Source organism: uncultured Sphingomonas sp. (assembly GCF_913062585.1).
Lineage (GTDB): Bacteria > Pseudomonadota > Alphaproteobacteria > Sphingomonadales > Sphingomonadaceae > Sphingomonas.
The window spans coordinates 148,311-167,407 of record NZ_CAJXWX010000005.1 but is presented as its reverse complement, the minus strand read 5'-3'; the positions used below and the strand labels follow the sequence as shown (position 1 = coordinate 167,407).

General features: G+C 66.2%; 17 protein-coding genes and 1 tRNA gene. 4 read left to right on the top strand and 14 right to left on the bottom strand.

Annotated elements, in window-relative coordinates; all coding sequences use genetic code 11:
• Positions 1–2,003 (top strand): autotransporter domain-containing protein (locus QZ546_RS06005; protein WP_294235676.1); only part of this gene is annotated, 2,003 nt, incomplete at its 5' end.
• A gap of 460 nt (positions 2,004–2,463) precedes the next feature.
• Here the strand turns inward: QZ546_RS06005 and QZ546_RS06000 are convergent.
• The 6 genes from QZ546_RS06000 to QZ546_RS05975 all read right to left on the bottom strand — a co-directional run bounded on the left by QZ546_RS06000 (position 2,464) and on the right by QZ546_RS05975 (position 9,591).
• The gene (locus QZ546_RS06000) at positions 2,464–2,901 is read right to left on the bottom strand and encodes a hypothetical protein (protein WP_294235675.1); all 438 of its coding nucleotides are present in this window, start codon (positions 2,899–2,901) and stop codon (positions 2,464–2,466) included.
• Positions 2,898–3,353: a hypothetical protein gene (locus QZ546_RS05995; RefSeq protein WP_294235674.1), complete on the bottom strand. Its 456-nt coding sequence runs from the start codon at positions 3,351–3,353 to the stop codon at positions 2,898–2,900. The genes QZ546_RS06000 and QZ546_RS05995 overlap by 4 nt, the downstream gene beginning before the upstream one ends.
• 12 nt (positions 3,354–3,365) lie before the next feature.
• A complete protein-coding gene (locus tag QZ546_RS05990) occupies positions 3,366–3,998 on the bottom strand; it encodes a hypothetical protein (RefSeq protein WP_294235673.1) in 633 nt (210 codons plus the stop codon).
• Positions 3,999–4,137: 139 nt separating this feature from the next.
• Positions 4,138–6,165 (bottom strand): S8 family serine peptidase, encoded by a 2,028-nt coding sequence (locus QZ546_RS05985; protein ID WP_294235672.1) that lies wholly within the window; start codon positions 6,163–6,165, stop codon positions 4,138–4,140.
• 493 nt (positions 6,166–6,658) lie between these two features.
• Positions 6,659–8,449, bottom strand: coding sequence for an ABC transporter ATP-binding protein (locus QZ546_RS05980; protein WP_294235671.1), 1,791 nt, complete (start codon positions 8,447–8,449; stop codon positions 6,659–6,661).
• Between the two features lie 233 nt (positions 8,450–8,682).
• Positions 8,683–9,591: a LysR family transcriptional regulator gene (locus QZ546_RS05975; RefSeq protein WP_294235670.1), complete on the bottom strand. Its 909-nt coding sequence runs from the start codon at positions 9,589–9,591 to the stop codon at positions 8,683–8,685.
• 89 nt (positions 9,592–9,680) lie between these two features.
• On the opposite strand from QZ546_RS05975, the gene QZ546_RS05970 reads away from it, so the two are divergent.
• Both QZ546_RS05970 and QZ546_RS05965 read left to right on the top strand, forming a co-directional pair.
• Complete coding sequence (locus QZ546_RS05970; protein ID WP_076718053.1) at positions 9,681–10,715, top strand: aldo/keto reductase; 1,035 nt, start codon at positions 9,681–9,683, stop codon at positions 10,713–10,715.
• Between the two features lie 17 nt (positions 10,716–10,732).
• The gene (locus QZ546_RS05965) at positions 10,733–11,896 is read left to right on the top strand and encodes an MFS transporter (protein WP_294235669.1); all 1,164 of its coding nucleotides are present in this window, start codon (positions 10,733–10,735) and stop codon (positions 11,894–11,896) included.
• 45 nt (positions 11,897–11,941) lie between these two features.
• Here QZ546_RS05965 and QZ546_RS05960 read toward each other — a convergent pair whose 3' ends face one another.
• The 3 genes from QZ546_RS05960 to QZ546_RS05950 all read right to left on the bottom strand — a co-directional run bounded on the left by QZ546_RS05960 (position 11,942) and on the right by QZ546_RS05950 (position 15,252).
• On the bottom strand, positions 11,942–13,774 hold the full coding sequence (locus QZ546_RS05960) for a hypothetical protein (RefSeq protein WP_294235668.1): 1,833 nt from the start codon (positions 13,772–13,774) through the stop codon (positions 11,942–11,944).
• A gap of 242 nt (positions 13,775–14,016) precedes the next feature.
• Positions 14,017–14,091 (bottom strand) — tRNA-Gln (locus QZ546_RS05955).
• 60 nt (positions 14,092–14,151) lie between these two features.
• On the bottom strand, positions 14,152–15,252 hold the full coding sequence (locus tag QZ546_RS05950) for a branched-chain amino acid aminotransferase (protein ID WP_294235667.1): 1,101 nt from the start codon (positions 15,250–15,252) through the stop codon (positions 14,152–14,154).
• 57 nt (positions 15,253–15,309) lie between these two features.
• Between QZ546_RS05950 and QZ546_RS05945 the strand changes: the two genes are divergently transcribed.
• Positions 15,310–15,807: a helix-turn-helix domain-containing protein gene (locus QZ546_RS05945; protein ID WP_294235666.1), complete on the top strand. Its 498-nt coding sequence runs from the start codon at positions 15,310–15,312 to the stop codon at positions 15,805–15,807.
• Positions 15,808–15,941: 134 nt separating this feature from the next.
• Here QZ546_RS05945 and proC read toward each other — a convergent pair whose 3' ends face one another.
• From proC to QZ546_RS05920, 5 genes are all read right to left on the bottom strand, one after another.
• The gene (proC, locus tag QZ546_RS05940) at positions 15,942–16,751 is read right to left on the bottom strand and encodes a pyrroline-5-carboxylate reductase (protein ID WP_294235665.1); all 810 of its coding nucleotides are present in this window, start codon (positions 16,749–16,751) and stop codon (positions 15,942–15,944) included.
• 1 nt (position 16,752) lies between these two features.
• Entirely contained in the window at positions 16,753–17,256 is a 504-nt protein-coding gene (locus QZ546_RS05935) for a YbjN domain-containing protein (protein ID WP_294235664.1), read from the bottom strand.
• A 138-nt stretch (positions 17,257–17,394) separates the two neighbouring features.
• Positions 17,395–17,664: an accessory factor UbiK family protein gene (locus tag QZ546_RS05930; RefSeq protein WP_294235663.1), complete on the bottom strand. Its 270-nt coding sequence runs from the start codon at positions 17,662–17,664 to the stop codon at positions 17,395–17,397.
• A gap of 21 nt (positions 17,665–17,685) precedes the next feature.
• Positions 17,686–18,237 carry a TspO/MBR family protein gene (locus QZ546_RS05925; protein ID WP_294235662.1) on the bottom strand — a complete coding sequence of 184 codons (552 nt, stop codon included), beginning with the start codon at positions 18,235–18,237 and terminating at the stop codon, positions 17,686–17,688.
• A 90-nt stretch (positions 18,238–18,327) separates the two neighbouring features.
• Positions 18,328–19,062 carry a TlyA family RNA methyltransferase gene (locus QZ546_RS05920; protein WP_294235661.1) on the bottom strand — a complete coding sequence of 245 codons (735 nt, stop codon included), beginning with the start codon at positions 19,060–19,062 and terminating at the stop codon, positions 18,328–18,330.
• Between the last annotated feature and the right edge of the window lie 35 nt (positions 19,063–19,097).

The window sequence follows — 19,097 nt, the reverse complement described above, 5'->3', positions numbered from 1 at the left end:
GCGCGACGCTGACCAGCACCGGCGGCACCGCGCCGTACCGCTACAGCGCCACGGGCCTGCCCGCCGGCGTCACGCTGGCCGCCAACGGTACCCTGTCGGGTACGCCGACCACCGCCGGCAGCTACACCGTCATCGTCACGGTTACCGACGCGCATGGTGCTACCGGCACCGCAACCTATACGCTGACCGTTAACCCGCCGCCGCCGCCGGTCGTTGCCGATCCGGTGACGACTTCGGTCGCGGCCAATACCAAGACCGAGGCCGGCAAAAGTGTCAGCCTCAACCTGTCGAGCCTGGTCACCGGTCAGTTCGATGATATCCGCATCGTCACCCAGCCCGCGCATGGCACGGTCACGATCACGCGGACGCTTGCGATGCGCGGAATTGGTGGATCGCCGCTGATGGCGATGGCCATCGCCATGTCCTCGGTATCGGTGCCGGGTCAGATCATTGCGGTCTATACACCGGAAGCGGGATACCAGGGGACGGACACCTTCCAATATGTCGCGGTCGGACCGGGCGGCACTTCGGCACCGGCAACCGCCACCATTCAGGTGGTCGGCACGGCACCCACCGCCCAGGCGATCACCGCATCCGCGACCGATGGCCAGTCCATTTCGGTGGATATCACCGCAAACGCTGCGGGTGGTCCGTTCACGGCCGCCACGGTGACCAGCGTATCGCCTGCGGATCAGGCGACCGCGACGATCGTCTCCAACGGCACGGCCGAGGCGCGGACCTTCCGCCTGCAAGTGACGCCCAAGGCTCGCTTCAACGGGACGATCGAGGTCGGGTACACGCTCGCCAACGTGTTCGGTACATCGGCGCCGGCCGTGGTGACGATCAACGTCACGGCACGCCCCGACCCGTCGCAGGATGCCAAGGTACGCGCGATGAGCGATGCGCAGGCGGAGGCGGCACGCCGCTTCTCACGGGCGCAGGTCGCCAACTTCATGAGCCACGCCGAAGCACTGCACGGAGCGGAATGCGGTCGTTCGATCAATGGCCTGCGCCTGGGGTCGACGGACATGCCGGGCAGCTCGCACATGCCGGGGCAGCCGATCGAGCGTAGCTTGTCCGAACGTGACCGTCGTGGCGCACGCACCGGCGATCCGTCGGAGCAGGACGAACGCCGAGATGAAGGTCGGGACGTCGCGCCCGCCGGATGCGGTGGACGGGTCGGGCTGTGGTCCGGCGGTACCATCGACATCGGTACGCGCGATGCGATCACCGGTCGGTCGAAGGTCACTGCCACGACTTCGGGCGTGAGTGCAGGTGTCGATCTCCACATCGCCAAGGGGATTACCCTCGGCATCGGCGGCGGGCTTGGCCATGATCGCAGCACGATTGCTGGTGGCGCCGGTCAGGTTAACAGCGACAGCCAGGTGGTGACCATCTACGGCAGCGCGGCGCCGCTGCAGGGCTGGTTCGTTGACGGCATGGTCGCACATGGTTGGCTTGATTACTCGATGCGACGGCTTGACGAGGGTGCGGGAGCGTTGGCGACCGCGGACCGGTCGGGCCGCTTCACGACCGGTGCGCTGTCGTCGGGGATCGACCGTACCACCGGCGCGCTGCGCTGGTCGGTCTATGGCCGGGCAGAATATCTGAACGGTCGCCTGAACCGCTACATCGAGGAAGGTGCCGGCATCTACAATCTGCGCTTCGATGATCGCGACCTGCAATCCGTAACCGGTGCGCTCGGCGTTCGCCTTGCGTGGCAGCGGCCCGTGCCCTTCGGGGTATTGACCGGACGGTTGCGGACCGAGTGGCTGCACGAGTTCACCGGTGGCACCCGCCAAGGGCTGGACTATGCCGATGTTGCCGGGCCGTCCTATTACAGCCTGCTCGCGTCCGGGTGGTCGCGCGAACAATTCATGTTCGCACCCGGCATCGGCCTGACGCTACCGTCGGGGTGGGATGTCGGGCTGGATGTGGGCGTTCGGGTCGCCAACGGCGAACGCGCCGCAACCACCGGGGTACAAGTTCGGAAGCAGTTCTGATGCGGAAAGGGCGGTCAGTTGTACGTCGAGCATCGACCCGCCTTTTCCGTCCTGGCACTTCGTAAATGCTGTCGATAGTCTCAGTACCGATCCGCCCATCCTGTCGGGCAAAATCGCAGAGCAGCTTTCTTATTGCCTTCCGAATATGGTTTTAGAGCAGATCAACCAAATCTCATTTCTCGATCCCTCTGGGGACGGTCGCAACCAGCGCGCTTCGACTGGCTCAGTCGTTAACGTATAGGCGACCACTACGCCTTCCGGAACGCGGGCTCGCCCGTGTGGAGGACCGGACGCAAATGTGTCCCGCATCCCGCAAAAGGGTGGACTTCCCACCCTTTTGCGCTTTTGCGCCTCCAGCTTTCTCTCTTGTCCTTCTCCTATTCTTGCCCGGGCTCTTTTTGTGCTTTCCTACCCTCCAGCGGCATAGCCGCCGGTTGTTCGTAGCCGCCGTGCGGCCGGGCTATGACCCGCAGATCATCGACCCGCGCAGCCGTGTCGTGACGTCGCGGCGGGTGACGATCAGCGCCGCATCGGTCGTGACCGTTTCGTAGCCCATGGACCTGATGCGCGCGGTATCTACGACCCGGATGGTCAGGTCGCCGGACCGCCAGGCGTCATGGGTGAACGGGAACAAGGGCTTCGCGTCGTGTCGCGGTTTGAGGATGACGATGCGACCGCCAACCTTGGTCATCGCCTTGTCCCCAGCAGCGACGAAGTGGATCGGTCCGCCCCGGCGGGGCGACCAGTAGCAGCCGGTACCGTCAAGGCCAGCCGCCCGCCAATCCGCCCTCGTCGTTGCCTCCAGCACCGCAGGGCGAGGTGCCGCATCCACTGTGGCGATGGACGTCAGCACCGGCACCAGCGCCGCGACGATCCGAAGCGTCAGCGGCCCCCTCATGCATCGAGCTCGATGACGCTGCGCTCGCCCAAAATCCGGTGCGAGCGGGCGACCTGCGCGCCCAGCGCCCGCTGCACCAGCCAGAAGAACCCGGCGGTTGCTGCCTGCGGCCATTCCCCCGCCAGCCAACGGTCGATACGGAACCCGGCAGCAACGAGACCGAGGACGAAAGCGATGCCGGCCCACCACATCGCTAGCCGCGCGGCGAGATAGACGCCGTCGACGATCCATAGCCGGAGGCGCGACGTCGCCGGATGCCAGATTGCCCAGCCGAACAAGGTCAGCGGCGCAGCCACGGCAGCGCCATAGGCCATCGCAGGGTCGAGGTTCGTCGCAACCAGACGATAGGCGAGGAACCCGACCGCGCCCAACAGCAGCGCTGCGCCCGCCGCGCGGAAGAACCCGATCCGCCCGAGCACATCGCCCAGGATCATGCCGATGAGGTAGGGCATATACCGCTCCTGTCAGAAGGATTTGCCGACCGTGCCGAGCCGGGCGCTTACCGCCCGGTCGACCAGTGCGCGCGCGTCGCGGTCTGCAGCGCTACCGGGCAGCAGCATCAGGTGCATGCCGGTCGAGTCGACTTCGAGCGACATGGTCGCGCCGTCCTTGCCTTGCGGAGCGATCAGAACCCCTTGGCGTGGGCCATAGATCGACGGGCCATAGCGGGCGATGACCTCGGCACGGATCTGGGCATAGCTGCGACCAGCTTCCGGCGCGCGGTACCCCACCACGCCGACCCGCCCACCGTCCGGCGTGGGGACGATATTGACCCGGACAGTCTCTTCGCCCTTAACCCCGTTGTAATTGTAAACGCCGGAACGGGCGGACGTCGGCGGTATTTGATTGCGCCGTCTGGCAACCGCTTCCTCCACGACTTCTGCCCAGCTGTTGCCGGGATCAGCAGTCACCGTCCAACCGGTCCTCCGCAAAATCGCCACCGCGTCGGCCGCCTTCATGCCGGGACGGATGCCGGCAATGTCGAGCAGTTTGGTCGGTTTGGGTGCCGTCTTCACCGACTGTGCTTCGCATGGTGCGCTGGCCGTGCCGCTTACCGCCAGCAGCAGCATGGCGGGGATCGTCGTTATCTTGATCATCTTGCGTCTTCCTGTTTCGCGGACACGCGACATCGTTCGCCGGGGAGTCATCCCGGCGTCGCAGTCCTGACTGTCATGGGTGTTCCCGCTGGCTGGCGGCGTCAGCCCGGAGGCGGTGCGCGGGCGGCGAGGTGACGGGTCACCGCAACACCAGCGTGACGAAGCCCGCGATGTCGGTCGCACCCGCGACATGGCCCGCATCGAAGGCTTGGGCGATGCCGACGCGGAGCGATGACATTGGCGACAGTGCCGCCGACCAGCCCAGTTCGACATCAAGTTCACGCGCTTTCGGGACCAGATTGACCACCGCCATCCGCGTTGCCATTGCCCCCGACATCAGGTCGTAGGTGACTGGCAGCACCATGGTGGCCCGCGCACGCTCGACGCGGAGCGGCGAGGACAGGCCAAGCGTCGCGACGCCGCCAAGCAGGCCGCGTGCACCCTCGACCGCGTAAGCGGTGCCGAGCACCGGCTGGTCGAAGCGCATCAGTTCGGACCCACCGCGCACGCGGGTGTTGGCAGCTGTCGCCCGCGCGGACAGCATCAGCCCGGCGACGGTCCGCCGCATCGTCAGCGTCGCCATCGTGGTGGAGGCCCCCTCCAACCCGAGGTCAGGACCGCCGCTCAGCCCCAGCACGCGGCCATGCTCGGCGACGTCGGTTAGCTCCAGCCCGATTCCCAGCGGCGTTGTTATTGCGACGGTGCGCTGTCCGATCCCACGATCAGGCAACGTGCCGGAGGCGAACGACGCCGACCAGCCCGAGCCGCTCCAGCTCGACGTCATTCCGACCGGTGTCGCGCCGATCCCGCGCAACGGCGTTCCGGTAAGGCTAGCACCTCCGTCAATCGCGACGTTCGCGCCCAGCGTGACCGTCTGCCCCCGTGCCGGGGAGAAGGACATAAATGCCGGGCGGTTCGATCGCGCCCCTTGCCAATAACCCGTCGTCGTAGCGGACGAAGCAAAGCCGAAGCGCGTATCAGCGGCGCTTGCCACCATCCATGGCAGATCAAGCGGTGTCAGCATTGCGCTCGCCAGCAGACCTGATCCCCGCGACGAGCTGCCTGCAGCTCGGGTCATGCGGAAGTCGCGGCCATAGCGGTCGACTACGGTCATGCTGCCGATCTTGTCGGCGACGGTCACGGCCCCACCAAAGGGGGCCGACATGGCCAGCGAAGAGAAGCGCGCCAACGCTGTCTGCGCCCCAGCGAACGCGCTGGCAGGTGCCTGCGCTTGCATAGCTTTCTCAACATTGAGCAGGCCAGCACCGAATTTTTCGTCGACACCTGCCGCACCAAGGTCGGTAGCGGTGTCGAGCAGGATGCGGCTGATTACCTTGCCGCCGAGCTGCGGCCAGTACTGCTTGAGCAGGGCTGCCGCGCCGGCGATCGCAGGTGCCGCGAAGCTGTTGCCGGTGACGGTCGTGAGGGTACCGTCCTTGCCCACGACGTCGATGTTCGACGCGATGACCGCGAGAGTACGGTCCGCCAGCGCGCCGGGGGTGCCGTTGCCGCTGGGGGCCTGCAGGTTCCGGTCAACGCGGATGCCGAACAGGAACCAGTCCTTATTCGTCATGTCGGTGCCGACCATGGTCTCGGTGACCTGACCCGAGAAGCTGTCCTGGCCGACGTCGTTCGAGACGGATTGGACGAAAAGACGGTCGCTGGTGCGCACCAGATCCATCGCCTTTCGCTGCTCGACGGCGATCTGGCCGCCCGCGAACCCGTTCAGGCTCATGCTGATGACGAACGCGCCCTTCTCGACCGCGTAGGTGATTGCGGGAGCGATCAGCGCCGAGTTCGGGCCATCGCCTTCGGGCACCGGGCCGGACGTCGGACTGACGTTCGACATGTCCGGGCCTGCAATCTTGAGTGCGAGCAGCGTCGCCTCCGGCGCCACACCTTGAATGCCCTTGGCGTCACGGGCCGCCAGCGCGACCGATGCGGTCCCGCTGCCGTGTCCGTTGTTGTCCTTCAGGTCGTAGCGTACGATCTCCGCGTCGCAAGTACGGCAACGGGCGATCTTCTGGTCGAACGAGGTGCTGTCCGCCGACATTCGGCCTTTGAACTCCGGCTCGTCGACGTTGATCCCGGTGTCGATGACGGCGATGGTGACGCCCTTGCCGGTGATGCCGCGATCATAAGCATAGGCTGCCTTCAATCCGGCCACGGCACCCGACGCCTTGTACTCCGCACTGTCGGCTGCCGTCGGCGGCGGAGTGGGTGTCGGCGACGGTGTTGGACTGGGTGCCGGGATCGACCCGGACGAATTGATCCCACCGCCTCCACCGCATGCGGCAAGAAGCACCGCCACGGAAGCGGCCATCGAATTCTTGATGATGGCAAGCCGTCTATTGCGGCTTCTAATAAGTGCACCCACGCCCGAACCCCCGTCCGCGTGGTGCCGATCGGCTTCCCCAGCCGGCGGCACCGCCCTGTAGAAACGAGGCGGTGCCGGCCCGTGAGCCGGAAGTTGGAAACTCGCTATTAGACGAGCGCGGACGCCTTTAGGCCCGAAAGCCCTGGACATACGCGTCCGCCTCCCGGCCGAAACTGGTTCGGGCCGGGCCACGGCTACTAATAGCGAGGTTTCCACGCCTCGGTCCGCCTGCTGGCGAACGCGTCGACTCTACGCCGGATGAGTTAACAATCTCAAGCGACGATCAGGCGATTTCCGGCATCGCCGATCCCGCCTGCCGCTCGAACAGCCGACGATAATGGCCACGCTCGACTGTCAGCAAATCATCATGCGTACCGTCCTCGACAATCCGCCCCGCCGAGAACACCAGAATGCGATCCAGCGCTCGTACGGTCGAAAGCCGATGCGCGATGACGATGGCGGTGCGGCCGACCATCAGCCGCTCCATCGCCTGCTGGATCGCGGCCTCGCTTTCGGAATCGAGGCTGGACGTCGCCTCGTCGAGGATCAAGATCGGGGCATCCGCGAGGAACGCGCGCGCGATCGCCACGCGTTGGCGCTCGCCGCCCGACAGCTTCACCCCCCGCTCCCCGACCAGCGTACGATAGCCCTTGGACAGCGCAATGATGAAGTCATGGGCGTTGGCAAGCCGCGCGGCCTGTTCGATCTCATCCTGGCTGGCGTCGGGGCGGCCATAGCCGATATTCTCGGCCAGGGTGCGGTGGAACAGCACCGGCTCCTGCGGCACGATCGCGACCTGCTGGCGCAGCGATCGTTGCGTCGTCAGCGCCACGTCCTGCCCGTCGATCGTCACCCGGCCGCCATCGACGTCGTAGAGCCGCTGGATCAGCTTCACGAAGCTGGTCTTGCCCGATCCCGACGGTCCCACCAGACCGACACGCTGCCCCGCCGGGATCGTGACGCTCAGATGCTCGTAGAGCGGGCGATCCTGCCCAGCATAACGGAAGGTCACGTCCTCGAACCGGATCGCACCTGCCTCGATCGCAATCGGACCGGCGTCAGGGCTATCGGCGACGCCCAGTGGCTCGTCGTGAAGCGCAACCAATTCCTCCATCTCGTTCACCGAGCGCTGGAGCTGATGGACATATTGCCCGATGTCGCGAAGATAGCCGTTGAGCACGAGATAGCTGGTGATGACATAGGCCATGTCCCCCGCGCTCGCCTGCCCCCGCGACCACAGCCACAATGCCGCCCCGGTGGCGACGATGCGGATGAGCCACAGCAGGGCGAGCTGGCCGGACCCGGCCCAGGTGAATGCCATCCAGGTCCGGCGCGTACGCCGGTGCCACTTGGCGACGGTCCGGGCGAGCAGCGCTTCTTCCTGCGCTTCGCCGCCGAATGCCTTCACCACCGCGTTCGTGCCGATCGCATCGGCCAGCACGCCGCCCAGCTTCGTGTCCCACTGGTTCGACAGCCGCGCGATCGGGGCGAGCACGCGCGTCGCCAAGCCGACGGTCAGCACGATATAGGCGAGCGCCCCCACCCCCATCACCAGTCCAAGCAACGGCCAGTGTGCGGCAAGCAGGACCACCGTCCCGACCAATACCGTCAGCGACGGCAACAGCGAGAGCAGCAGTACGTCGTTGAGCGTATCGAGCGCCCACATGCCGCGCGTGATCCGCCGCACGGTCGAACCGGAAAAAGCGTTGGCATGCCAGTCGGACGACAGCCGCTGGACGCGCGCGAACGCCTCCTGCGTCACGTCGCGCATCATCCCGAGCGTCAGCGGCGTGATCGCCCACCAGCCGAGATGGCGGAACACCACCATGGCCGCCCCGAGAACAGCGATCACGCCGAACGCCAGCCATGCCGCTCCGGCAGCACCGCCGCCGACAGCGTCGATCATCCGGCCGGCATAGAGGGGCACGAACACCTCGGTCAGCGTCGACAGCAGCATCGCTGCGGCGCAGGCGGCCGCCAGCAGCGGCGTCCGGTGCCACAGGCGGAAGGTGAAGTACAGAACCTTGCGCAGCACGGATGCACGCGGGAACAGGTCTTCGTCGTCGTCGGTCATGAAAAAGTCACCGCACCAGTCGGCGCGGCCCTCATGTCAGCGATGGGGGGAGCGGCTATCGGGGAAAGCCGCGCAGGTCAGTGGCGGAGCAGGCCGCCGATGCGCTGCATCCCACGGACGGGCGTGATCTGATCGGTCATGGTCGCCCTCCTTCCTTGAATCGCTGGACGGCGATGCTGATAGCAGAAGATGCATTCCATCGCCATACCGGCGAGCGCGACATGGATTCGCCGTCAATGCGCCAGCCGGTCGGCGAGGAAGTCGACAAAGGCCCTGACGCGCGCCGGTACGGTCGAGCCGCCCACGAATACCGCATGGATCAGCTCGACGTCGCCGGGATTATAGTCTTCCAAGAGCGGCACGAGCCGCCCCTCTGCGATCGCATCCACCACACTGAACCGGCCGACACGGGTGATGCCGACGCCCGCCGCGGCAAGTTGCCCCAACGTCTCGCCGTTGTTCGCCTCGATATTGCCCTTCACGGTCAGCGACATATCCCGACCGTCGCGGCGGAACGGCCAGCTCGGCTCTGCCCGGCGGAAATTGAAGTTCAGGCAGTTATGGCCGTGTAGATCCTCCGGCACCACCGGCACCCCGTGACAGGCGAGATAGTCGGGTGCGGCGACGATCACCCGCCGGCTCTCACCCAGCTTGCGCGCGGTCAGACTACTGTCCGCCAGCGGCCCGAACCGGATCGCCACATCGGCTTGGCCTCCGGCCACGTCGACGAGCGTGTCGGTCAGCGCGATGTCGATTAGGATATGCGGATAGAGGCGCGCGAAATCCTTGAGCAGCGGCACCACGCACAACCGCCCATGCGACAGCGCCGCGCTGACCCGCAGCCGACCGCGCGGCGCGCCTTGGTCGGCGATCTGCTGCTCGGCATCGTCGAGGTCGGACAGGATCCGCCGCGCGGTTTGCAGATAGGCTTGGCCCTCGGCGGTCAGCGTCAACATGCGGGTCGAGCGCAGCAACAGCCGCACGCCCAACCGCGCCTCGATCCGGTCAATCGCACGCGCGACCGCCGAAGCGGTCAGGCCGACCGCTCGGCCGGCGGCGGAGAAACTTCCCTGCTCCACCACCGCAGTGAACAGCGCCAGTGAACGCGCTCGGTCGGTGCCCCCAATCAGCTTTGCATCCAACGCACAGCTCCTTCGCATTTCCGCCGGGTTATGCGCCGGCAACCGTCCCGCCATCTATGCACCTGATGGAAAACACGGAAGGGCGGCAAATGGAATATCGGCAACTGGGCGCATCGGGACTCCGGGTACCCGCGCTGTCGTTCGGCACCGGCACGTTCGGCGGCACCGGGCAGCTGTTCGGCGCATGGGGACAAAGCGATGCGGCCGAGGCGCGGCGGCTGGTCGACATCTGCCTCGACGCCGGGGTCACGCTATTCGACACTGCCGATGTCTATTCCAACGGTGCGTCGGAGGAGGTGCTGGGCGCGGCGATCAAAGGGCGGCGCGACGCAGTGCTGCTGTCGACCAAGACCGGCTTGCCGATCGGCGACGGGCCGCAGGACTGGGGCGTCTCGCGCGCACGGCTGATCGGGACGGTCGAGGCATCGCTGCGCCGGCTCGGCACCGACCATATCGACCTGCTCCAGCTCCACGCCTTCGACGCCTCCACGCCGACCGAGGAGCTGATGGCCACACTCGACCGGCTGATCGCGTCGGGCAAGGTCCGCTATGCCGGCGTCTCAAACTATCCCGGCTGGCAATTGATGAAGGCGCAGGGCCTGGCGCATCGGCACGGTTGGCCCCGGCTCGTCGCCCATCAGGTCTACTATTCGCTGATCGGTCGCGCCTATGAGGCGGACCTGATGCCGCTCGGCCGTGACCAAGGCGTCGGCGCGCTGGTCTGGAGCCCGCTCGGCTGGGGCCGGTTGACCGGCAGGATCGGGCGCGACCGTCCGATCCCCGCAGGCAGCCGCCTGCACGATACCGAACAGTTCGCGCCGCCGGTCGAGGCCGAGCATCTCTACCGCGTGATCGATGCGCTGGAGGCGGTCGCGGCCGAGGCGGGCAAGAGCGTGCCGCAGATCGCGATCAACTGGTTGTTGCAGCGGCCGACCGTCGCCTCGGTCATCATCGGGGCGCGCAACGAAGCGCAGTTGCGCGAAAATCTCGGCGCGGTCGGCTGGTCGTTGACGGCGGAGCAGATGACCGCGCTGGATGCGGCGAGCGCCGTGCTGCCGCCGTACCCGCACACCCCGTACGTGCAGCAGGAGGACTTCGCCCGCCTGAACCCGCCACTCGTCTGACGAAAGGGAGCCATTCGATGAAACTGAATTTCCCCCTTCTCGCGCTCGCCATGGGCGCGTTCGGCATCGGTGTGACCGAGTTCGCGCCGATGGGCATGCTGCCAGGCATCGCATCCGATCTCGGCGTGTCGATCCCGGCGGCGGGGCTACTGGTCAGCGCCTATGCGATGGGCGTGCTGATCGGCGCGCCGCTGATGACCCTGACGACCGGCCGCGTGAACCGGCGAACACTGCTGATCGGGCTGATGGCCATCTTCACGATCGGCAACGCATTGTCCGCGATCGCCGATGGCTATTGGATGCTGATGGCGGCACGGATCGTCACCTCGTTCAATCACGGCGCCTTTTTCGGCGTCGGCTCGGTGGTCGCCGCCAGCCTCGTGCCGCCCGACCGGCGCGCGGGCGCGGTCGCCGCGATGTTAACCGGGCTGACGGTGGCGACGATCGGCGGCGTGCCGCTCGCGACCTGGGCCGGCGAGGTGCTGGGCTGGCGCACGGCGTTCGCGGGCATTGCCGGCGTCGGTGCCGTGGCGATCGTGGCACTGCGCTTTGCCCTGCCCTCGCTCCCGGCATCGACGGAGGGCGACATGGCGGCGGAACTCCGCGTCCTGACCCGCGGACCGGTGCTGGCGGCACTGGCGCTGACCGTGGTCGGTGCCAGCGCGATGTTCACCGTCTTCACCTACATCGTCCCGATCCTGCGCGAGGAAACCCACGCCTCGACCGGGTTCGTGACGGCGATGCTGGTGCTGTACGGGATCGGGCTGACGATCGGGAACACGCTCGGCGGTCGCCTTGCCGACCGGTCGATCGAGCGGACGCTGATCGGCAGCTTCGCCTTCCTCGCGGCGGTGCTGATCGTGTTCGCGGGCGTCATGCAATGGCCATGGGCCGCCGCCGCCGCTATCCTCATCTGGGGCATCGCCAGCTTCGCCATCGTACCGCCGTTGCAAATGCGGGTAATGGTGGCGGCAGCCGATGCGCCGAACCTTGCCTCGGCGATGAACATCGGCGCCTTCAACCTTGGCAATGCGATCGGCGCGGCGCTCGGCGGAGGGGTGATCGGTGCGAATCTGGGCCTGCCCGCCGTCGCGGTCGCCGGTGCAGGCATGGCGGCCATGGCGCTGGTGATCCTGCTGCTCGTTCAACGCCGGCAAACTGCAGCGATATGCCCGGCCTGACGCATCGCCATTCCGTTCCCCACGTGATGGGCTAACAGACGGGTGTCAGGCGCCTGTTTCCTCCCTGTCGCGATCCTTGCCCCGCGTCGGCCTTGGCTGACGCAATCCCACCGGCAAGAGGTTGATCTTGCTCTGATCCGGGAGATGCCCCGTGACCACGGGGATCTTCTCGACCACCGACTTCAGCTTCTGGAGCGAGGCCGCTGCGGGATAGCGCGTCTCGCCCTCGCCGCCCTTGCCACGGTGCCCGAGATGATCGTTGCGGAATTCGAGGAAGACTTCCTGATCCTTCAGTTCGTCCGACACCATGTGCCGCGCCGAATGCATCGCCTGTCCACGCTTCAGGTCGGGCACCATCGGCGCGATGTACATCCACCACAGTTTGTAGAAGACATCGCCGAGCTTCCGCTTGGTAGTGCCGCCGGGCACCAGTTCCGGGAACAGCAGGCGTTCGCCGGCCGCTCGCATCGCCTCGACGTAGCGCAGAAAGCCGAGGCGGACGAGTTCGTCCGCAATGACGACGACCCGGCGGGCCGACTTGTTCTTGACGCGCCCCGTCTCAGTCGCACGGATCAGCAGATAGTGGATGCCGTGCCGATGCTCGACATCGTCCAGCATCAGCTTGCACAGTTCCTCCCGGCGGGCACCGGTATACCAGACCAGCAGCAGCACGAAAAACAGACCATCGTGGATGACGGTCTTGCCCGCCTCCAGCCGCTCGCCGGTCCCCTCGCATCCGGTCCAGGGTGGCAGCTTGAACAACGCTTCGCCCTGTTCCCGCGTGTAGCGCTTTCGGGCTTCGCGTTCGTCCGCGTCAATCGCAACGGTGAACAGCGCGAAGTCGATGACCGGCGCCGCATCGACATGGGTGCGCATAAAGGCATGGATTTGCGCCAGCTTGTTGAAGTGCTTGTTGGTCGTGCCAGTGGAAAACCCGATATCGTCCATGTTCAGCTTGCCGTCGGCGACATCCTCCGCCGCCAGCGCGACGGCTTCGTCGAGCGTCTGCTCCAATACGCGATCGCGTGGCGACTTGCCGTAGTGGATCGGCAGATTGTCGAAATGGCCGTCCAACGCAAGAATGTCCGCCTTGGTCACCTTCCAGAGCGGCGTCCCCGCTGGCAGTGATTTCTGCAGCAGGGTCGCCGCCCAGCGGATCTGCCGAAGCGTCTGCTCGCCGACGCTATCCTTCGCGCGCTTGCCGTCGCGCCGATGCTCGAGAAGCCTTGGCGTTTCCGCAATCATCCGCTCCGCCGCCTCGACAGGGCCGCAGTGCATCCAGTCGTCCGGAATACCGGAAACGCCGGCTGACACCTGTGGCGATATGTCGTCGGCCGGCGCATGGACAGATTGTGGTGGTGGCCGAGACGCCGTCGCGACGACGGGCTGCACTAATGTCCGCAATTGCTGTTCGGCATCGGCATAGACGTCGCGATAGGTCGGATAGAGGGCGAGCTCGACCAGCCACCGCAGCCGGTCGTCGATCGCGAAGCCCGCAGCCGCAAGGTGCCGGTCGATTTCGTCCCGGCGGATCGGACTGACGCCCTTGTTCTCCCGTAAGGCGATGATCGTTTGCAGATCGGCGATGCGCTGCGCATCCCAACCCTCCGCCTCCAGCTTGCGCTGTTCGTCGGGCAGGAACGACATATGCCCGCCCTGCAGCGTCAGGCGCCGGAAATAGTCGACGAAGGCGCGGTTCGTAGTTGAATGATGCTCGGCGTCATAGGGCGTGGCGCGCTGCTCGGTACAGACCTCGGCAAGGCGTTCCTCATACATCGCCTTGGCGATCGCCTGAAGTTCGCGCTCGGTCAGCTCGCGATTAGCGCGAACATGTTCGTTCAGCATGGTCACCACCCGATCATAGGACGCGGTCAACACCGCGCCCCGGTTCCGCGCCTGCAGCCGGTCGGGGGTCCCGAGCGACAGGCGAACGTCAATGGGTGCATTATGGAACGAAGAATGAACCCTGCGCCACCAGAAAATGTGGCCGCGGCGATAGACATGCTGGAGCGAGGCCAAGGACGTTGATCTCCCCGCAAACCCCATTGGCACAGTCGACTGTACATACTGGGGCATCCGGACCGGGGTTAGCCAGTTCGATCAATCACTTAGCTGTAAATTGGCTGGGGCGGCAGGATTCGAACCTGCGTATGACGGTACCAAAAACCGTTGCCTTACCGCTTGGCGACGCCCCAGTGGAGAGGCGCGCCTTATAACCGGCGCGCCGCTGTTGAAAAGCCCTTATCGGCGCGAAATCATCCGCCCAGGCGGCGCATCCAGCCATGCGGGTCGGGGGCCTGGCCGCGCTGGATCGCGACCAGCTGTTCACGAAGCCGCGTGGTCAGCTGGCCGGGGCCGCCGCTACCGATGGTGAAGCGGCCAGCCGGCTCCGCCACGCTGCCGATCGGGGTGACGACCGCGGCGGTACCGCAGGCAAAGGCCTCGACCAGGCGACCGCTGGCGGCGTCGGCGCGCCATTGATCGATGGCATAGGGCTCCTCGCGCACGGTCAGACCTTGCGCGCGGGCGATGGTCAGGATCGAATCGCGGGTGATGCCGGGCAGGATGGTGCCGGTCAGCGGCGGCGTCACCAGGCTGCCGTCGTCGAACACGAAGAAGACGTTCATGCCGCCCAGCTCCTCGACCCAGCGGCGCTCGACCGCGTCGAGGAAGACCACCTGGTCGCAACCATTGGCGATCGCTTCCTTCTGCGCCAGCAGGCTGGCGGCATAATTGCCACCGCACTTGGCGGCGCCCGTGCCGCCCGGCGCGGCGCGGGTATAGCCCTGGCTCACCCAGATCGAGACGGCGGGCGCGCCGCCCTTGAAATAGGCGCCGACCGAGGACGCGATCACCATGTAGAGATATTCGGCCGAGGGCTTCACGCCCAGGAACACCTCGCTGGCGAACATGAAGGGACGCAGATAGAGTGCGCCGCCATCCTGCTCGGGAATCCAGTCGCGCTCGATCTCGACCAGTCGCTCGACGGATTCGAGGAACATATGCTCAGGCAGCTCCGGCATCGCCATGCGGCGCGCCGAGTCCTGGAAACGCCGCGCATTGGCTTCGGGCCGGAACAGCGCGGTGCCGCCATCGGCCAAGCGGTACGCCTTCATCCCTTCGAAGATTTCCTGCGCATAATGCAGGACCGACGCGGCCGGATCGACCTGAAGCGGCACGCGCGCGGTGATCTGCGCATCGTGCCAGCCCTTGTCGTCGCTATAGCGGATCAGGGCCATGTGATCGGTGAAAACGCGCCCGAAGCCGGGATCGACCAGACGCGCGGACCGCTCGCTCGCCGCGACCGGGGCCTGGCAAAGATCGAACCGAAACGTAAGGGATTGATGCGCTTCCATGACCATCTCTCTGTTTTGGGTTGCCGTGGCCTAGGACGTGTGAGTAGACGGGTCAACATGGCTGCCTCGAACCAGTCCGCATCGGCACAGTTTCTCCGCGAACCGGAACTCCGTAGGGGGATGGAATTGCTGTATTTCGGCAATAGCCACCTCGTGCGCTCGATTGATCGCGGCCTCGCCGCGCAAGGGTTGGGCCGCGCCCATCACCGCGCGCTCTATTTCATGGCGCGCAAGCCCGACATGACGGTCAGCGAGCTGCTGTCCCTGCTGGCGATCACCAAACAGTCGCTGGGCCGCGTGCTCAACGAGCTGGCGGTGCGCGACCTGGTCGAGACGCGACCGGGCGACCGCGACCGGCGGCAGCGGCTGTTGCGGCTGACGCCTGCCGGAGCGGCGATGGAAGCGGAGTTGTTCGACGCGTTGCGCGAAAAACTGTCCAAGGCCTATGCGCGAGCGGGGCAGCAGGCTGTTACCGGCTTCTGGACGGTGCTCGAGGGTTTCATTCCCGAAAGCGAGCGGGCGCGGATCGAGGATTTGCGGTCGAACGACGGCTGACCTTTCTTCGCGCGGAGGCGCGGAGAACGCGGAGGTGTCTCGCGTGGCGCTCCGCCAGGCCTTCCACCGCAAGTGGATGAAAGAGTGAGATTGCCATAAGCAATCCACCTTCGCGGCTTCGCCTGAACCAAAAGTCAGCCCCGCGCGGCAGCCGCCATTTCACGATTGCGCCGTTCCGACGCCGCCAGCGTGTCGGCCATCAGCCGCTTGAGCGCATCCCCGGCATCCAGCACATTGAGCCCTTCGCGGGTCGAACCACCGGGGCTGGCCACCCGGTCGGCAAGGACGGCGGGTGACGCATCCGCGCCGATCGCCATGGCCCCTGCCCCGTCGACGGTCGCCAGCGCGAGCTGCCGGGCCAGTTCGGGATCGAGCCCCAGCGCTACACCCGCCTGCGCAACGGCGTCGATGAAGCGAAAGACGAAGGCCGGGCCGCATCCGGCAAGCGCGGTGACCGCGTCGAACTGCGCCTCGTCCTCGATCCATGGCGCAAGTCCCAGCGGCCGGGCCAGCGCCTCGGCCGCTTCACGGACCGCTTGGTCGGTCGAGCGCGTATAGAGCGCGGTCACCCCCTGCCCGATCGCGACGGGCAGGTTGGGCATCATTCGCACCACCGCGCCGGCCGGGATCCGGCTGGCCAGCGCCGCTGCCTCGACACCTGCCAGGATCGACAACAGGATCGCGGGGTTCAGATGCACCAGGGTGGGCGCGATAGCGTCGAGTTGTTGCGGCTTGAACCCCAGCATCAGCACTGCCGGGCTTTCGTCGACCGGCAAGGCGGTCAGCGACCGAACACCCTCGGGCGCGCGAGTGCCGCTGCGGGTGATGACGGTGACCTGGGCTGGGTCGAGCCCCTCGGCCAGCCAGCGATGCAGCATCGCGCCGGCCATGTTGCCGCATCCGACCAGCCAGATGGGTCCGACCGGAAAGCCGCCATCCGCCATGTCAGGCCTCGCCCTGGGTCTCGATCAGCGCGGCGGCCAGCGCCTCGCGGGGCGTCTTTCCGCCCCATAGCACGAACTGGAACACCGGATAGAAGCGCTCGCACTCCTCGATCGCCGATTCAACGAGCAGCTCGGTGGCGGACAGGGAGATGGTGCCCTCCTCGCCGCCATCGACCATCGTGGCATGGCGATACAGCAGGATGCCGCTGTTCGACCAGAGTTCGAAATGACCGATCCACAGCTGCTCGTTGACCAACGCCAGTGTCTCATAGATACCGGCGCGGCGATCCTCGGTCACCTTGATGTCGGGGAAAGCCAGGAATTGCAGGACGCTATCATCGTCGCGCCACAGGGCGCGAAGCTCATAGGTCGCCCAGCTGCCCTTGACGGTCGCGACGATCTCTTCGTCGTGACGCTCATGCTCCCACCCATGGGCGGCGAAATACGCCTCCAGCATGTCGATGGGGGCCGATTCATCGGCTTCATGATCGGTCGATTCAAGCATCACTGGCCCTTGCGAACAAACCCAGACCGACGCAGGTTGCACCGCTCAGGGGTCCGCTGCAAGCGGCCGATGACCGATTTCTGTGGATAGCTGTCGGCCGCGATCGGCCGGTCCGCCATCCCTGGCCCGGGATTTCGGTCAGGATTCGGCCCCGGTCGTCGCACCAGCGAGCCGGGCTTCCAGTGCGTCCAGGCGCGCCTTCAGCGCATCGGCTTCGTCACGCGCGGCGACCGCCATCGCCTTGGCAACCTCGAACTCCTCGCGGCTGACGAAGTCCAGCCCGCCGATCCACTCGCGCGCGCGCGAACGGGCGCTCGCCTCGGCCTCGCGCCCCATGCCCGCCACGGTCCCGGCCAGGCCGTTCATCACCTTGGCGAAATCGTCGAACAGCTTGTTGTCGGCCTGCATGTCAAATTCCCAAAAATCGTTTCAAAGCATTTGGGAGGTCTGGGCCCCCGGCACAAGCCTTTCCGCACCCGGATTCAGCTGGTCGATCCGCCAGTTGAGGACACCCGCAAAGGACAGCCACACCAGATAGGGGACCATCAACCAGGCCGCGCCCTTGCGGATGCGCGCGAAAGCGGCGGTGGTCGCAATCGACAGCAGCAGGATGGCGATGATGACGAACAGCGCCGTTCCGACCTTGTGCGCGCCGAAGAAAAGCGGCGTCCAGGACAGGTTGAGCAGGAACTGGATCACGAACAGCCCGATCGCAACGCCCCGCCCCTTTGCACCGCGCGCATGAACGATCATCGACAAGGCCAGGCCGATCAGGATGTAGAGCGTCGTCCACATGATCGGAAACACCCAGCCCGGTGGGTTCAGCTCGGACTTGGTCAGCGCGACATACCAGCTATTCTCGCTGCCCGAGGGCACCACGCGGCCCGACGCGAAGCCCAGCAGCAGGATCAGTGGCACGATGACGATCGCCCAGCGCAGGAACGACATCCGCAACTGCCCTTTTGATGCGATCGTACCCACTCGTCTCTCTTTCGCCATGATAGCCGCCGATCTGCCCCAGCGACCGGGTGCCGTAAATGGATAAGGTGAACGTAATAGACCCCGTCCCGTTCAATTTCGGGATGCGGCCACCAAAAACTCGATATTGCCCTCTGGACCGGTGATCGGGCTCTGTACGACTCCTGCCACCGCCCAGCCGATGTCCGTCAGCCAGGCGACGACCTGATCGCAGACCCGCTGATGGACCGCCGGGTCGCGGACCACGCCGCCCTTGCCCACTTCTTCGCGCCCCGCCTCGAATTGCGGCTTGATCAGCGCCAGCAGCCGTGCGCCGGGTCTGGCGAAGCCCAAAGGCCGTTCGAGCACCTTCGCCAGGCCGATAAAGCTGGCGTCGCACACGATCATGTCGACGGGCTCGGGAATATGCGCCTCGGTCAGGATGCGCGCGCTCGTCTGTTCATGGACGATCACGCGCGGGTCCTGGCGGAGCGACCAGGCGAGCTGGTTGGTCCCGCTGTCGACCGCATAGACACGCGCGGCGCCCTTTTGCAGCAGCACGTCGGTAAAGCCGCCGGTCGAGCTGCCGACGTCGATCGCAACCGCTCCGGTCACGTCCCAGCCGAAATGCTCCAGTCCATGGGCCAGCTTGATGCCGCCGCGCGAGACCCAGGGATGGTCGCGCCCGCGCACCTCCAGGCCCGCATCCTCGGCCAGTTGCTGGCCGGGCTTGGCGATCTTCGTTTCGCCCGAAAAGACGAGGCCCGCCATCACCAGCGCCTGCGCGCGCGAACGGGACTCCACGAGTCCGCGGTCCACGAGCATCTGGTCGACACGCAGCTTGGCCATGCCCGCCCCTACCGCCGGGCTCGGTCCGTCGCAAG

Coding starts and splice junctions, on each gene's coding strand:
- QZ546_RS06000 (WP_294235675.1), bottom strand. CDS start 2,901: ATGAGGGGGCCGCTGACGCTTCGGATCGTCGCGGCGCTGGTGCCGGTG.
- QZ546_RS05995 (WP_294235674.1), bottom strand. CDS start 3,353: ATGCCCTACCTCATCGGCATGATCCTGGGCGATGTGCTCGGGCGGATC.
- QZ546_RS05990 (WP_294235673.1), bottom strand. CDS start 3,998: ATGATCAAGATAACGACGATCCCCGCCATGCTGCTGCTGGCGGTAAGC.
- QZ546_RS05980 (WP_294235671.1), bottom strand. CDS start 8,449: ATGACCGACGACGACGAAGACCTGTTCCCGCGTGCATCCGTGCTGCGC.
- QZ546_RS05970 (WP_076718053.1), top strand. CDS start 9,681: ATGGAATATCGGCAACTGGGCGCATCGGGACTCCGGGTACCCGCGCTG.
- QZ546_RS05965 (WP_294235669.1), top strand. CDS start 10,733: ATGAAACTGAATTTCCCCCTTCTCGCGCTCGCCATGGGCGCGTTCGGC.
- QZ546_RS05950 (WP_294235667.1), bottom strand. CDS start 15,252: ATGGAAGCGCATCAATCCCTTACGTTTCGGTTCGATCTTTGCCAGGCC.
- QZ546_RS05945 (WP_294235666.1), top strand. CDS start 15,310: ATGGCTGCCTCGAACCAGTCCGCATCGGCACAGTTTCTCCGCGAACCG.
- proC (WP_294235665.1), bottom strand. CDS start 16,751: ATGGCGGATGGCGGCTTTCCGGTCGGACCCATCTGGCTGGTCGGATGC.
- QZ546_RS05935 (WP_294235664.1), bottom strand. CDS start 17,256: ATGCTTGAATCGACCGATCATGAAGCCGATGAATCGGCCCCCATCGAC.
- QZ546_RS05930 (WP_294235663.1), bottom strand. CDS start 17,664: ATGCAGGCCGACAACAAGCTGTTCGACGATTTCGCCAAGGTGATGAAC.
- QZ546_RS05920 (WP_294235661.1), bottom strand. CDS start 19,062: ATGGCCAAGCTGCGTGTCGACCAGATGCTCGTGGACCGCGGACTCGTG.